Source organism: Flavobacterium macrobrachii, assembly GCF_014486675.1.
Classification (GTDB): Bacteria; Bacteroidota; Bacteroidia; order Flavobacteriales; family Flavobacteriaceae; genus Flavobacterium; species Flavobacterium macrobrachii.
Genome location: NZ_JACTAC010000074.1, coordinates 1 through 15,961, shown reverse-complemented (window position 1 = coordinate 15,961; position 15,961 = coordinate 1). Strand labels below are relative to the sequence as shown.

The following is a 15,961-nucleotide window of genomic DNA, read 5'->3' as shown; positions in this document are numbered from 1 at the left end:
GTTAATTATTACTTAAATTCTATTTCAAAAGGACAACTAAAAAATGGGTATAAAGACGGCGAATGGAAAGGAATTAACACAAAACATAACTATACCTTTTCTGAGATTTACAAGTCTGGAGATTTAATTTCGGGAGAAAGTGTCGATAAAAATAATAAAAAATATTTTTATACTGCGACAGTAAAACTTCCAGAACCAAACCTAGGATTTGATTATTTTTATAAACACTTTGGAGACAATTTTAACATTCCAAATATTGAAGGGTTTAAGGGTGAAATACTACTTTATTTCATAATTAATGATGAAGGGGTTTTAATTAATCCAAAAGTAATCAAGAGCATAGGAAATACAGACGATGAAGCAATAAGAGCTTTAAAAAGCTACACAAAAGGCTGGACTATCGGACAAACCAGAGGAATAAAAAATTCATTCCCATTTACCTTTCCCATTAAATTTCACTCTCCTTAATTAATTTTCGAACAACTATTTGTCTAATCAAAAAATAAATCTACCTTTGCACTCGAATTGAGAAAATCTCCATTCATACATAATAATCATTTAAATAAATATTGGAATGTATTTAAGTAAAGAAACAAAAGCAGAAATCTTCGCTAAACACGGAGGAAAAGCAGAAAACACAGGTTCGGCAGAAGGTCAAATCGCGTTGTTTACATTCAGAATCTCTCACCTTACTGAGCACTTGAAAAGAAATCGTCACGATTACAACACTGAGCGTTCATTAGTTCTTTTGGTAGGTAAAAGAAGAAGTCTTCTTGACTATTTAAAGAAAAAAGATATCAACAGATATCGTGAGATTATCAAAGAATTAGGTATTAGAAAATAATACATATAAAGAGGTGCTTTCGCGCCTCTTTTTGTTTTAAAAATAAAGAAGAAAGTTTCGGTTTTTCATTGGGTTACAAACAACTACTAGCACACACAACAACAACACAACTAACCTAATAGTTTAAACGAATTAATTTTTATGATTCCAAAAGTAACCCAAGAAACAATCGATTTAGGTGATGGAAGAAGCATCACAATCGAGACAGGTAAATTAGCAAAACAAGCCGATGGTTCTGTAGTAGTACGTTGTGGCGACACAATGTTATTAGCAACAGCAGTTTCAGCAAGAACATCAAATCCTGGTGTTGATTTTTTACCTTTAACGGTAGATTACCGTGAAAAATTTGCAGCTGCAGGACGTTTTCCTGGAGGATTTTTCAAAAGAGAAGCACGTCCAAGTGACAGCGAAGTATTAACAATGCGTCTTGTTGACCGAGTTTTACGTCCGCTTTTCCCAGATGATTATCATGCAGAAACGCAAGTGATGATTCAATTAATGTCTCATGACGAAAATGTTATGCCAGATGCATTAGCAGGTTTAGCTGCTTCAGCAGCATTGGCAGTTTCAGACATTCCTTTTTACAATTTAATTTCAGAAGTTCGTGTTGCACGTATCGACGGAAAATTTGTAATCAATCCAAGCAGAACCGAATTAGAACAATCTGACATTGACATGATGATTGGAGCTTCAATGGATTCTGTTGCAATGGTTGAAGGAGAAATGAAAGAAATCTCAGAAGCAGAAATGGTTGAAGCCATTAAATTTGCTCACGAAGCTATCAAAGTTCAAATTCAAGCGCAAGAAAGATTAAGAGCTGCTGTTGGTTCGCCAGCTTACAGAGAATATGAAGGCGAAAAAGAAGACGAATCTGTTCATGCAAAAGTAAAAGCAGCATCTTATGATAAATATTATGCCATTGCACAAGAAGCTTCTGCAAAAAGCGAAAGAGGTGAAAAATTTGCAGCAGTAAAAGAAGAAGTAAAAGCCTTATTTACTGAAGAAGAATATGCTGAAAACGCTGATTTGGCTGAATTAGTTGGAAAATACAACTACAAAACACAAAAAGAAGCCGTTAGAAACGTAATCCTTGAAAAAGGAATTCGTCTTGATGGTAGAAAAACTACCGAAATCAGACCAATTTGGTGTGAAACGGATTATCTGCCAAGAGTTCACGGTTCATCATTATTTACTCGTGGTGAAACACAAGCTTTGGCAACCGTAACTTTAGGAACAACTAGAGAAGCAAACCAAATTGACTCGCCTAGCGAACAAGGAGAAGAAAAATTCTATTTACATTATAATTTCCCACCATTTTCAACTGGAGAAGCTAAACCTTTAAGAGGAACTTCACGTAGAGAAGTTGGTCATGGAAACTTGGCTCAAAGAGCTTTAAAAAACATGATTCCTGCTGATTGTCCTTATACAATTCGAGTAGTTTCAGAAGTATTAGAATCAAATGGTTCATCTTCTATGGCAACGGTTTGTGCTGGAACAATGGCGTTGATGGATGCTGGAGTTCAAATGGTAAAACCAGTTTCTGGAATTGCTATGGGATTAATTACAGATGGTCAAAAATTTGCTGTTCTTTCAGATATTTTAGGAGATGAAGATCATTTAGGTGATATGGATTTCAAAGTAACTGGAACTGCCGATGGCATAACAGCTTGTCAAATGGACATCAAAATTGATGGTTTACGTTATGACATTATGGAACAAGCTTTGAACCAAGCTCGTGATGGAAGAATGCATATTTTAGGAAAAATCACTGAAACTATCGCTACTCCAAGAGAAGACGTTAAAGCTCATGCTCCAAAAATCATCATGAGAACGATTCCTGGAAACTTTATTGGTGCTTTGATTGGACCAGGTGGAAAAGTAATTCAGGAATTACAAAAAGCTACTGGAACTACAATTGTAATCAACGAAGTTGACGAACAAGGAGTTGTTGAGATTCTTGGTACAGATCCAGATGGAATTGCAGCAGTTTTAGCTAAAATTGATTCTATCATTTTCAAACCAGCAATGGGAGAAGCTTATGAAGTGAAAGTGATTAAAATGTTAGATTTTGGAGCAGTTGTAGAATATACTGCAGCTCCAGGAAATGAAGTTTTATTACACGTATCGGAATTAGCTTGGGAAAGAACAGAAAATGTTACTGATGTTGTAAACATGGGTGATGTGTTCATGGTGAAATATTTAGGTGTTGATCCTAAAACTAGAAAAGAAAAAGTTTCTAGAAAAGCACTTTTACCAAGACCTCCAAGAGAAGAAAATAAAATTACTCCAAAATCGGAATAAATTAAATTTTTCAAATATATAAAACCCCAATTCATTTAGTTGAATTGGGTTTTTTTAGTTAGCTATTGTCTGTAAACGATTCCAAACATCAAACTTTGCGAGCCAAAATCTTTCTCTAGTCTTTCTGAAAAAAAACCATATGGCAACCATTGATAATGACATTGCAAACCAACATTTTTATAATTTACCTTTATTCCCTGCGAAATATAAAATGTTGTCAAAATTTCACCACTATGATCATCCCCAAAATCAATTTCATCAGGTGCTTTATAAGCATTTAGTGCTAATCCAACGCCTGAATTCCATTCAAAATTAAAATCATTTGTCTGCAAAGACAATGGTAAAACTTTTGCAAATCGAGCGCCAATATTTATAGCAAAATATCTTGACTTGTAACTCAAAATAGTGTCTTGAAATTTAAAGTTTATATTGGATGGATTATTAGGAATAAAGAAATTAAATCCTAAATCCACATAATCATTTTTTTGGATTCGATTTCGAAACCAAAATCCAAAAGACGGAGATATATCAAATTTATTAGATAATTTGTCCAATGGTTTTAAATATCCAATTTCAATATAAACCCTTTCGTATTCTGGCTTATTAGTTTGAGATTGCATGATATTAAACATAAGCCCAATCAATACAATAATATACTTCTTCATATTTTTACCAATTTATAAAAGGCATAGACCTTTTGTTATTTACATTCCAAATTCCTATTTGCAAACCATTTTTTTTAGATATGTTAAATATGCCTATCTGAATTCCTTTCAAAGTATTAGCCGAATTATATATTCCAAATTGGATACCTTTTAAATTCATTGATTCGTTGACCAACCCTATACTTAATCCATTATTTTCATTAAAACCATTGTAAATTCCAAAAGAAAATCCATTCATGACTTTAGCTTGAGTGCCAATTGGCGAGATAGAAACACCATTCATTTTTGTAAATCGATTTAGCAACGAGATATTCAATCCATTCATACTAACATTGGTAAAAAAGCATCCAGTACTTAGATGTAAACCATTTATTTGAATCTGTGGGAATTTAATATCAACTTTAACAATAGTATCTGATTTAACTTCTTTTAAAAATGAGCCTTTTTGAATCATTTCAGGAATAAAAACGATAATCATCGGAATTGCTAAACCGACAGGATTTAAATCTACATTAACTCCGTTTATGGTTTGCTTTTCAATATGTTTATTCTGATAATGACCAACACCAAAAACTAATCCGTTTACTTTATCAACCTTTTTTGAAATTGGTGATAAGCTAAATACTTGCGAATGCGTTTTAATTGAATCAATTTTTGGAAAAGGAATTGTGTCTTGTGCTGAAACAAAACTTGATACCGAAACTAGAAGCAATAGAATTTTTGTTTTCATTATAACTTGATTTAAAATTATAATCCAAAATTATTGCGATTAATGCATTATAATTTGATAAAATCAATTAATTAAATTATTATATTTGTGATTATCGCAAAATAATTATGAACAATCAAGAATTACTTTTAAAAGAAATTAGAAAACAACTGTCAACATCGACTTCATTAAACGATGAAATTGCTGGTATTTTGAACATTAGCTATGACGCCGCGCACCGAAGAGTTTCGGGGAAAAGTAAATTTTCCATTGATGAAACATTACAACTAGCCAATCATTTCAATATTTCGTTAGACAAATTATTTTTGAAAAACGACAAAGTAATTGTGGAAAAAACCATCGAAATCACTTCGTTGAAAGACATGTTGTCCTATTTTAAAAAATCGGCTGAACGAATTGAGCAATTAACCGTTACCGAGAAACCAACACTATATTATTCGGCAAAAGACATTCCATTATTTTACTTTATGGACAACACAATTATCTCAAAATTTAAAGCATACGTTTGGTTAACGTTATTGAATTCGGAACAAATAAATGTATCGTTTGAAAATTTTGTGGTCGACGAATCGTTTATGGAACATACACAAAAACTAAAAAAAATCTATGAAAATGCTATTGTCAAAGAAGTGTGGAACGACACGACAATCAATAGCAGTTTACAACAAATTTTATATTTCTACGAATCAGGCTTACTTTCTTTTAAAAGTGCAACTGCATTGTATTTAGACTTAAAGCGTATTTTAAAATTGATAAAAGACAAATCAAATCAACCCAATTCTAATTTTTCTATCTATTATAACGAGTTGATTTTACTGAACAATAATATGCTAATTGAAACCAATGAAAAACTTACTATGTTTATTCCATATACTTTATTAGGTTATTTTATAACAGACAACAAAGAAAGTTGCCACAATGTTCATCAATTTTTCAACCAGCAAATCATCAATTCGAAACCACTGAACCAATCTGGAATTAAAGACCAAAATTTATTTTTCAATCGGGCAAACCGAAAAATCGATTATTATCTCGAACAATTAAACAATCAAGTTGATTTGCTCTTTTAATTTTTTTTATTAAATTGTAACTTTTTTGAAACCTAACACGTATAACAACCTGAACACTTTAAGTAAAGGAGAAAATATACATGAGACAGCTTAAAATCACCAAGCAGGTTACCAATCGTGAAACCGCATCTTTAGATAAATACCTTCAAGAAATTGGAAAAGTTGACCTTATTACTGCCGATGAAGAAGTAGAATTGGCTCAACGAATCAAAGCTGGAGATCAACGCGCTTTGGAAAAATTAACAAAAGCTAATTTACGTTTCGTAGTTTCGGTAGCAAAACAATACCAAAATCAAGGTTTAACACTTCCCGATTTAATTAACGAAGGAAACTTAGGTTTGATTAAAGCAGCTCAACGTTTTGACGAAACTCGTGGTTTTAAATTTATTTCGTATGCTGTTTGGTGGATTCGTCAATCGATTTTGCAAGCTTTGGCAGAACAATCTCGTATCGTTCGTTTACCATTAAACAAAATTGGTTCTATCAATAAAATCAACAAGATGTACGCCTTATTAGAGCAATCTAACGAACGTCCGCCAAGTGCTGAAGAAATTGCAAAAGAACTTGATATGACCGTAAATGACGTAAAAGAATCTATGAAAAATTCTGGTCGTCACTTATCAATGGATGCACCACTTGTAGAAGGAGAAGATTCTAACCTATATGACGTTTTACGTTCTGGTGAATCGCCAAATCCTGACAGAGAATTGATTCACGAATCATTACGTACAGAAATTGAGCGTTCATTAGAAACTCTTACACCAAGAGAAGCTGACGTAGTTCGTTTGTACTTTGGTTTAGGCGATCAACATCCAATGACATTAGAAGAAATTGGAGAAACTTTTGATTTAACTCGCGAACGTGTTCGTCAAATTAAAGAAAAAGCAATCCGCAGATTAAAACATACTTCAAGAAGCAAAATCTTGAAAACTTATTTAGGCTAAGCCTATAAACGCAACAACAGTCTGATTAACTGTTCGTTTTTTGATTGATGATTGAAACTCCGGCTGATTACCGGAGTTTTATTTTTTTTACGTCATCGTAAATCTTTTGCATTGCCTACAAACTCTTAGAGAACTTTGCGAAAAACTTTGTGAACTTTGTGGTTAAATTTTACCTTTGTACAAACAACACACAAATAATGAAAAATACCCTTATTGCGCCTTCAGTTCTTGCAGCTGATTTTGCTAATCTACAACGCGACATCGAAATGATTAATACAAGTGAAGCCGATTGGTTTCACATTGATATTATGGATGGTGTTTTTGTTCCAAATATTTCTTTTGGAATGCCAGTTTTGGACGCCATTAATAAACATGCCAAAAAAACTATTGATGTTCATTTGATGATTATTGATCCAGACCGATATATTTCAACATTCAAAAAATTAGGTGCTGATGTTTTGACCGTTCATTACGAAGCTTGTACGCATTTACACAGAACACTTCAGGCAATCAAAGCCGAAGGAATGAAAGCTGGTGTTGCTCTAAATCCACATACAAACATCGATTTACTTGAAGATGTAATTCAAGATATCGATTTGGTTTGTATTATGAGTGTAAATCCGGGTTTTGGTGGACAATCGTTTATAGAAAATACATATGCTAAAGTTGAAAAACTAAAAGCATTAATCAATAGAAAAAACGCATCTACACTAATCGAAATTGATGGTGGCGTTACCAATAAAAACGCCAAACAATTGGTTGACGCTGGCGCTGATGTTCTAGTAGCTGGAAGTTATGTTTTTGGAGCAAATAATCCAATTGCTACTATTGCTGATTTAAAAGAAATTACGAAATAAAACAAATACAAACCTGACAGGTTTTTGAAACCTGTCAGGTTTTTTTTATTTAAACATTAAGAATCCAATGGAAAACAAAACGAGATACAGTAGGAATAGTGTAATCTCAAGTTTGTAAAATTCTATTTTCTTCATTATTTCTTAACCAATTTACTAACTCCTATCTTTCCTGATTCTGTTTGTATTTGAACCATATAAATTCCCGTTGCAAATGAACTCACATCTATTTGATGTTGATTTGATTTTAATAACTTTTTACCTGACAAATCATAAATTTCAACTTGTTTCACCACTTCGTTTGGAATTTCTAAATTGAAAACAGAATTTGTTGGGTTAGGATATAAACTAATCTCATTCAAATCAAAATCAGAGGTTGATAATGCTGTGCATGCTGAATTCACTGCTGTAACTGATTCACAGCCTGTGGCATTAGCTAAAACAGTTAATGGCTTTCCTGTTGCCACATAATCACATAACCAGATACTAGCACAAGCAGCTAATTGTCCGTTACTAGAAATAGTTAATGTAGAAACTCCTGATACTGGTATTGAAGATAAAGCACTTATGTTTGTAAGAGCAGTATTACCATTTATTACAACTTGCTGGTTCATCAATGCTAAATTAGTTGTATTTAAACCATTTAACGTCGTTAAATTAATATTATTAAAAATTGTTAATCCAGCATTAGAAGCTTGCCCGTTGATTGTTGTTAAGTTCGCTAATCCTGTAAGGCTTGTTATTTGTGCACATTGTGAAATTCTTATACCACCGCAGCTAGTTAATTGATTTAAAAAATTAAGATTTGTTACCGAATTATTTGCAATAAAAACCTCTCCGTTAACAGAAAAACTGGAAGTACCAAACGAACTTATAGAATTGATTAAACTTCCGTTAATAGTTAATGCTTCACATGTGCTTGAACCGTTAAAGTTAATATTACCAATTGTGGTTAATAAAGTGTTATTAATAAACCTTATATATCTTGAACCAGTTATTCCGTTTGAAAAATTGTGGTTTACTATGTTCGGAAAAGTGGCATTGGTAAGCAATGAGTTACTCTCAACACTTAATTGACCATTGTTGGTTTGTAATGAAGAAAGAAAACCCAAGTTAGTTAACTTTGTATTTCTTATTAACAAGCCATTAACGGTTTGTAAATTAGAAAATGCATTAATTGTTTCTAAATTATTATTTTGAGCAAAACCTAAAAAACTAGAAGTTAAACTATTTAGACTGGTAAAACCAGAAATCGTAGTTAACTGAGAATTTAACTGAAATAGAATCGTTCCAGCAGTAAGGGTTGTTAAACTATTAAATCCTCCGAATTGTTGAAAGGTGTTACTCTGTATTGCAATACCATTACCCACTGTTGTTAAATTTGGAAAAATATTGGTTTGATTGTTTGACACACCTGTAATAAACAAAGTTCCAGTAACACTTGTAATATTATTTAACGGTGCTAAGTTCAAGGCATTCCCGCCACCATTTACAGTTAAATTTCCTGATATAGTAGTACAACTTGCTAACGCATCCACTTCCGCTTGTGTGGTTAAAGTAACATTTCCTGTTGGGCAAGAAGAAGGTACTTGATATCGTAAAGCCATAATTTGAGCTTGAGTTAACGCTCTATTGTAAATGTAGAGTTCATCTAACTGCATATTTGAAGCATTTTTACTCGCTAAAAATGTTCCACTTCCGTTACCTGTTAAACCACCACCAAGTGTTATGAAGTTTTCAAAAGATTGGTTTAAAACTCCACTACCAATATTTTGTTCATAAATTAATATTCCGTTTCTATACCATTTTACAATAGTTGCATTTCCTGCAGTAGGCTCAAAAGTAGCAGCATAATGTACCCATTCATTATTTATCCATCTATTTATTTCAACATTTTGCCAATTACTTCCACCAAAATTGAATCCAAAATTAGTTCTAGTTGAGGCATTTGCCGTTCCATCTCTAAAATAAATCGCACCAAATGCTTCAAACATTGTTTCAAAGGTAAAGGTTGGATTACCTGATCGTTTATTCCAAAATGAAATAGTAAAATTATTATTATTTAATTGCGAAGGTTGAAACGGCATTGATGCAGGTGTACTCAATTGAAAATCCAGTCCTTGCCCGTTAAACCCAGTTGTATATGGTGTAGCATTGCTAGTGTTAAATTCTAAACTTGAATTATTTTGAGCGGTCAAACTATTGTTAAAGCCAAAATAAGCAACTAATTGATTCGAATTTAGTGGAGTTTCGGCTGTATATTTGTTTTGAATTTGCGTTTCAGTTAGTGCTACATCATAGATTTCTAAATCATCATAATGCAATTGAGAGTTAGCAAATGGTGTTGCTCCAAAATTTAAGCTAAATGTATTCCCAAAAGTTCCAAGCGTAACATTAGATTGGCTTAATACTAACAACCCATTTACATAAATTTTTAATGTATTATTTCCATGTGTTACCACATAATGGTACCAACCTCCTGGATAGATTGCTGCTTTATTATTATCTGATGTATAGGAACTAACACCATTATTTACAAAAAGTCTATTAAACGAAACACCTTCATGAATCAAACTGAACTGCTGATTAGCATTACTGTTGCCATATTCAAAAACATTGATCCGAGCATTATTGGGATAATTTATATTTTTCACCCAAACCGAAACCGTCCTATTACTATTTCCTTGTGGTAAATTTGTTAATACTGTTGAAAGATTTGCCGTTACATTTGTAGGTAACACACAAGCGCTATTTGCTTGACCAAACCTGTCATTAGTGTACGAAACTGTTCCTGAATAACCTGAATTTGTAATCAAAGTATTTGCTCCGTTACTAGAGTCTAAATTACCATTAAATTCAAACTTAGCTATTAGTGTTTGTGCCCAGCTCACTTGAACTAACCAAAACAAAAAAAGTACTATTTTTTTCATATTTTTAAAATTAAATTTGGTACAAATATGTTGGACTTAAATTTTAAAATAGAAGCGAATTAAATAAAACCCTATTTTGAGTGAGTGAAAACCAACTCTTATAAATTGGTTTTCACTTTGTTTTATATAGTAAGAAAAAATCGTTATTACAAATGGATAAAATAATTTACCAAGCTAATTTTTGAATTGTTTCTGTGTATGTGCCTTTTGCACCATTTGAGAAATTAGTTGTAAAACCAGTACCGCCATTGATGTCATAAACAATCACACAATCTTTTGCACTTGGATCTTTAACAACAGTTATTGTTCCTCCGTTTCCACCATTTTGATTTCCAAAGTTAGGTTTTGCTCCTTTCCCTCCTCTTGCATTTACTACAATTGGCTTGGCTTTAACTTGTTTAAAATGAGCTATCAATTCACCTTTACTATATACTTTGTAAGCATAACAATCCTTTTTGGAGTTCACATCAATTGCTGATTTTACTTCAATTCGAAAAGTTCCTGCTGGCTTTTTGTGAGTTGTAAACTGATCACCATTATCATTCAATGTCCATTCACAATTTTCATAATCTAGTTTTGCTAGATACTCAGCCGATTTAATATTGGAGTGATATTTTGAAGTAGCTGAAATTTTTATAATATCATTTGTTGGAATGTATTTTTTAGCAATTTCATAAGAAATCGTTACTTTACCATCAACATCTTTAAATTCATTTTTTTCTAATCCTTCAACTCTTATGTTATACTCATCCAAGAATCCTTGACGTGTTGATAACTTTGAACCATCTTTGAGTGTAGCAACTACATCAAAGTTAAATACTTGACCTTGATAAAGTTTGTTGTATTGAGAAGGCTCAATTGTTAATGAAACTAATTCTTTGCCTTTAATACCAAATTTTGCTCTTTTTTCTTCTGCCATCTTTTGATCGCCTCCTTTTAACAAAACTTGCATTTGATTATAATAATTTTGAAGTGGTTCATTAAGTGCTTTTTTAAACGATTCATAATTGAATTGTTTACTAATTTGTTTTAAAACATTTTTTGTTCCAATAATTTGAAAATCATAGCCTAATGTATATTTACCACTTTCTCTATCGGTGCCAATAAGAATAAAATTATCAAAAAACATTACTAATTTACTCTCAACACGATTAGTCCCATCTATATATTTTTGTGACATTTTGCCACTTCCAAAAGCATAAGCCCCTGTAGGATGTATGATTTCATATAAATAGCAAGTGTTTTGAAATGAATTTGTTGTATTAAAATTTAATAAAAATTTTGTGACATTTCCAGATTCGTCCTTTTCAAATTTTGAATCAGATGGAAATACTGAACTACAATTAAAAGAAGGTTGGGTTTCACTACTAATCTCTAATTTCGGAATATGAGAATATGCAGCAATTCGAGTTAAGCCATCAAAAGAGTATTTGTCAAAAAAACGTTTTGCAACTATTTGTTGTAGTTCATTTGAAATTTTTAGCAAATCATCAGAAGAGACAACTGAAGTTTGTTCTTTTTTTGATTCTTTTGAGGATTTTAGCAAATCTTTGAATTGAGCATTACAAAACGTAATTTGTAAAAAAACAAATAAAATAGTAATAAAAATTTTTGTCTTCATTTTAATATAATTTATAATTTTAAACAAAAATGTATCAAATAAGATTATTTATATCAACTAATTAAATGAAACCCTATTTTGAGTGAGTGAAAATATTTTTTGAATACCATTTTATTAATTCCTTTGCAAAAACTTATAATTTGAAAAATAAACTTTTATATTTTTTACTCTTTCTATGGACTTTAACAGCTGGTAGTCAAACTATTTTTTATGACCAATTAGACATAAAAAGTGGTTTGCCATCTTCTGTTGTTTATGATATTTTTCAAGATTCGAAAGGTTTTATTTGGATAGCTACAGATGAAGGCCTCCTCAAGTATAATGGGTTTGACCTTAAGTCTTATTCTCATCCGGATTTACATTCTAAAGCGGGTTCAAACATTAAACAAGACGATTTGGGAAGAATTTGGTATCAAACTTTTGATGGCTTTTTGTTTTTTATTGATGGTAAAGACCAAATGCAAACTTTTACTCAAAAAAACAATATCGGCTTTGTCAATTTTGTGATTACCAAAGAATATTTAATTAAAACAACTTGGGATGGAATTGAAGTGAGAAACATAAAAACACTAAAAATTAGTAATGAAATTAAGATTCCTAAAATACAAACCAGTTTCCTCGAAGTTTATCAGGATGAAATAATATTTGGCAATAATAGAACGCAAACAATTTCATTGAAAAATTGGAAAAGAAAAACAATAAATAATGAAGCTATAAAATTAGCCCAAAAACTTTTATCGTTTAAACATAACAATCAACTTTATTTCCTAGCACAGGAACCAAATTTCAACTGCAAACTTTACAAATTTTCCAATAATAGCTTTCAACATATAGCATCTATTGAAATTGATAAAAACATTCAAAACTTTGAAATTATTGACAATATCATTTGGTTATGCACAAAAAAAGGAGTTCAAGCATTTACTTTGAATGGACAAAAATTAACCTTCACTTCAAAACTTCCTGCTGACGATATCTCAAAAGTTTTTAAGGACATTAACAACATATATTGGTTTACTTCTTTGTCTAAAGGGATTTTTATAATTAAAAACTTTAACACTTGGGAACTTCAACTTCAAAATGAAAAATTTAACAGCATAAGTTGCAATGGAGATGAATTATTTGTAAGTTCAAGCTCTGGCAAAATCTTTGAATTAGATTCGGAATTGAACCATAAAACCTATTGGAAAAATGAAGACTTTCATCCAATATATTACCTCAATTTTAATATTGATACTGATTTTAATTTCTTTTCCGCTAATGGCTTTTATGTCATAAGAAAAAAAGATAAAAAAGTAACTCACTTTAACAGTGCCGTAAAACAAATAATCCCTTTTGAAAACAATTCATTTTTAACTACTGGAACTGGATTTGTCAATTCAATCTACACAAAGCCAATAATAGATTGGAAAGACAACCTACTAACAAATATTAGAGGAAAATCTATTGCTTTTGATCGTTCAAACAACCAAATTCTTGTTGCAACTAATAATGGATTATTAAAAATAAAAGATGGAAAAACACAACCAGTAAATTATCATAATAAGACATTATTTATTAAAACCCTTATCACAGATAACCAAAGAATAATTGCTCTTAGTAATCAAGGCGAATTGTTTGAAATCAAAGGGAATGTAATTGGAAAAATAAATAGTAATCGTCCCTTTACATTATTAAAAAAGGATCTAAACGAAACTATACTAGTTGACAAAAACACCGTTTTTAAGTTAAACAACAATAAAATAACTAAACTATTTTCTGTTGGTAAATTTTTAAAAATTAAAGATTTACTTTCGTTGAGAAATAATTACTTCGTGATTACGGAAGATAAAATCATTCGAGTAAGTAAAGAAAAATCCATTGAAAGCACGTATCAGAAACCAAAAATAATCCTTGAAAATAGTTCGGTAAACGAAAAAATTCAATCGATTCATAACACAAAATTAAAGGCCGATGAAAATGACATTCAAATCAATTTTAACTTATTAAATTTTGATTTCGACAGCGATTATCAGTTGGTTTATAGAATCAATGGTGCTTTAAAAAATTTAAATAATACTTCTAAAAACATCAAACTTGTTTCATTAGCTCCGGAAAAATATTTTATCGAAATTGGAATACAAGATAAAAACACTTCTAAAATTGAATTTATTCACACTATTTCTTTCGAAATTTTACCTCCATTTTGGAAACGCACTTGGTTTATTTTAATCACTATTTTTCTTGTATTAACCTTGGTCACTATAATTTACAAATGGAAAATCAAACAAATTAAAGTTAAAAATGAAAAAGCTATTGAAAAATTAACCTTAGAAAACAATTTAAAAGAGTCTCGATTACAATTAATAAAGTCGCAAATGAATCCCCATTTCTTTTTTAATGCAATAAACAACATACAATCTTATATTTTTACGAATGAAACTAAAGAAGCTTCTAGCTATTTATCGAAATTTTCAAAATTAACACGCAAAATTCTTGAATTTTCTGATGTAGATTCTATTTCACTTAAAGATGAAATCGCTTCACTACAACTTTATTTAGAACTACAACAAATGCGATTTAAAGATTTGAAATTTGAAATTAAGCATGATAGCATTTTAAATCTTGAAAGCATTAAAATTCCAACAATGCTTTTCCAGCCTTATGTAGAAAATGCAATTCTTCATGGCTTATCACACAGTAATAAAGATAAAAAACTAGAAATAAAATTTGAATGGGAAGCCTCTAATCTATTAATAGGAACCATTTACGATAACGGAATAGGAAGAATAAAATCAGCCGAACTCAATCAGCTAAACACCTCAAAACCAAAATCTTTTGCAACAAAAGCCAACTTAGAACGAATTATGTTACTTAACAAAGACCAATATCAAATTGATGTTAACTACGAAGATTTATATGATGAACATTCTGAAAGTCAAGGAACTAAAGTAACAATTAAAATAGAATTATAATGAAAGCCATTATTATAGAAGACGAAAAAAGAGCTCAAATTTACTTACAAGGTGTACTAGAACAAGTGGCACATGAAATTAATGTTGTAGCAGTTTGTGATGATTTGCCGTCTGGAGTAATAGCCATCAGAAAACACAAACCCGATTTAGTATTCTTAGATATTGAAATGCCTAAATACAACGGATTAGAAATAATCAACTTTTTTGGCGAAAATGAAATTCAATTCTCAATCATTTTTACAACTGCTTATAATCAGTACGCACTTCAGGCTTTTAAAACTTCTGCTTTAGATTATTTATTAAAACCCATTGACCCAGACGAATTAAAAGAAACCCTTAATCGTTACAAACAAAAAAACAACATTCAAAACTATGAACAATTAGTTTCTTTGAATGAAAGCCTAACTAAAGAAACCAAAATCGCAATTCCTGACAGAAATAATTTACAACTAATCCCATCAGAAGAGATTATGTATTTAAAAGCAGACAGCAATTACACTCAAGTTTTCTTAGAAAATGGAAAAAAACATATAACCAGCAGAATTTTAAGAAATTTCGAAGACACATTAAAAACTTATAAACAATTCTTCAGATGCCATAAATCATACATCGTAAATATAACATTTATTGAATGTTATAGCAAATCAGATGGAGGAACTATAATTCTAAAAAACAAACAAGAAATACCTGTTTCACCTGAAAAATCTGAAGAATTATTATCTTTTTTTACTAAAATTGAAAGGTAACCTAATACTGCTCAATTAGATATTTTATCAAATCGGTTGTGGTTACAATTCCAACCAAAAGTTCACCTTCGCAAACAGGGAGTGCATGAAATTCTTTGGAAGCTAATATTTCAGCTACTTCTTTGATGGTTGTTTCAGGAGAAACCGTTACTAAATTTCTTGCCATCACTTGTTCTACCGAAAACATATTGTAAACGGTTACATCAACACTTGTTTCTTCTTCATCAACAGCATCAGCAAACGAAATTCGAAGTAAATCGGTGTAACTCAACATCCCAATTATTTTATTTCCGCTAACTACA

Annotated in this window: 13 protein-coding genes; 8 read left to right on the top strand and 5 right to left on the bottom strand. The window is 31.0% G+C overall.

Annotation, left to right across the window (positions count from 1 at the left end; all coding sequences use genetic code 11):
• From IAI56_RS13470 to IAI56_RS13460, 3 genes are all read left to right on the top strand, one after another.
• Positions 1-468, top strand: a 468-nt coding sequence (locus IAI56_RS13470) for an energy transducer TonB (protein ID WP_425323633.1), incomplete at its 5' end; no start/stop codon positions are given.
• Positions 469-574: 106 nt separating this feature from the next.
• The gene (gene rpsO / locus IAI56_RS13465; protein ID WP_169523625.1) at positions 575-844 is read left to right on the top strand and encodes a 30S ribosomal protein S15; all 270 of its coding nucleotides are present in this window, start codon (positions 575-577) and stop codon (positions 842-844) included.
• Positions 845-985: 141 nt separating this feature from the next.
• On the top strand, positions 986-3,145 hold the full coding sequence (locus tag IAI56_RS13460; protein WP_187658364.1) for a polyribonucleotide nucleotidyltransferase: 2,160 nt from the start codon (positions 986-988) through the stop codon (positions 3,143-3,145).
• A 62-nt stretch (positions 3,146-3,207) separates the two neighbouring features.
• Here the strand turns inward: IAI56_RS13460 and IAI56_RS13455 are convergent, their stop codons facing one another.
• Complete coding sequence (locus IAI56_RS13455) at positions 3,208-3,810, bottom strand: hypothetical protein (protein WP_187658363.1); 603 nt, start codon at positions 3,808-3,810, stop codon at positions 3,208-3,210.
• 4 nt (positions 3,811-3,814) lie between these two features.
• Positions 3,815-4,540 (bottom strand): LA_2272 family surface repeat-containing protein, encoded by a 726-nt coding sequence (locus IAI56_RS13450; RefSeq protein ID WP_187658362.1) that lies wholly within the window; start codon positions 4,538-4,540, stop codon positions 3,815-3,817.
• Between the two features lie 107 nt (positions 4,541-4,647).
• On the opposite strand from IAI56_RS13450, the gene IAI56_RS13445 reads away from it, so the two are divergent.
• The 3 genes from IAI56_RS13445 to rpe all read left to right on the top strand — a co-directional run bounded on the left by IAI56_RS13445 (position 4,648) and on the right by rpe (position 7,411).
• Entirely contained in the window at positions 4,648-5,610 is a 963-nt protein-coding gene (locus IAI56_RS13445) for a helix-turn-helix domain-containing protein (RefSeq protein ID WP_187658361.1), read from the top strand.
• A gap of 80 nt (positions 5,611-5,690) precedes the next feature.
• Positions 5,691-6,554, top strand: coding sequence for a sigma-70 family RNA polymerase sigma factor (locus IAI56_RS13440; protein WP_007804760.1), 864 nt, complete (start codon positions 5,691-5,693; stop codon positions 6,552-6,554).
• A 197-nt stretch (positions 6,555-6,751) separates the two neighbouring features.
• Entirely contained in the window at positions 6,752-7,411 is a 660-nt protein-coding gene (gene rpe / locus IAI56_RS13435) for a ribulose-phosphate 3-epimerase (protein ID WP_187658360.1), read from the top strand.
• A 134-nt stretch (positions 7,412-7,545) separates the two neighbouring features.
• On the opposite strand, the gene IAI56_RS13430 is transcribed toward rpe, so the two are convergent.
• Complete coding sequence (locus tag IAI56_RS13430) at positions 7,546-10,338, bottom strand: LamG-like jellyroll fold domain-containing protein (RefSeq protein WP_187658359.1); 2,793 nt, start codon at positions 10,336-10,338, stop codon at positions 7,546-7,548.
• A 166-nt stretch (positions 10,339-10,504) separates the two neighbouring features.
• On the bottom strand, positions 10,505-11,959 hold the full coding sequence (locus IAI56_RS13425; protein WP_187658358.1) for a hypothetical protein: 1,455 nt from the start codon (positions 11,957-11,959) through the stop codon (positions 10,505-10,507).
• Positions 11,960-12,099: 140 nt separating this feature from the next.
• On the opposite strand from IAI56_RS13425, the gene IAI56_RS13420 reads away from it, so the two are divergent.
• A complete protein-coding gene (locus IAI56_RS13420; protein WP_187658357.1) occupies positions 12,100-14,913 on the top strand; it encodes a sensor histidine kinase in 2,814 nt (937 codons plus the stop codon).
• On the top strand, positions 14,913-15,659 hold the full coding sequence (locus tag IAI56_RS13415; RefSeq protein ID WP_187658356.1) for a LytR/AlgR family response regulator transcription factor: 747 nt from the start codon (positions 14,913-14,915) through the stop codon (positions 15,657-15,659). The genes IAI56_RS13420 and IAI56_RS13415 overlap by 1 nt, the downstream gene beginning before the upstream one ends.
• A 1-nt stretch (position 15,660) precedes the next feature.
• On the opposite strand, the gene IAI56_RS13410 is transcribed toward IAI56_RS13415, so the two are convergent.
• The coding region (locus IAI56_RS13410; RefSeq protein ID WP_187658355.1) for a CBS domain-containing protein at positions 15,661-15,961 on the bottom strand (301 nt) is incomplete at its 5' end.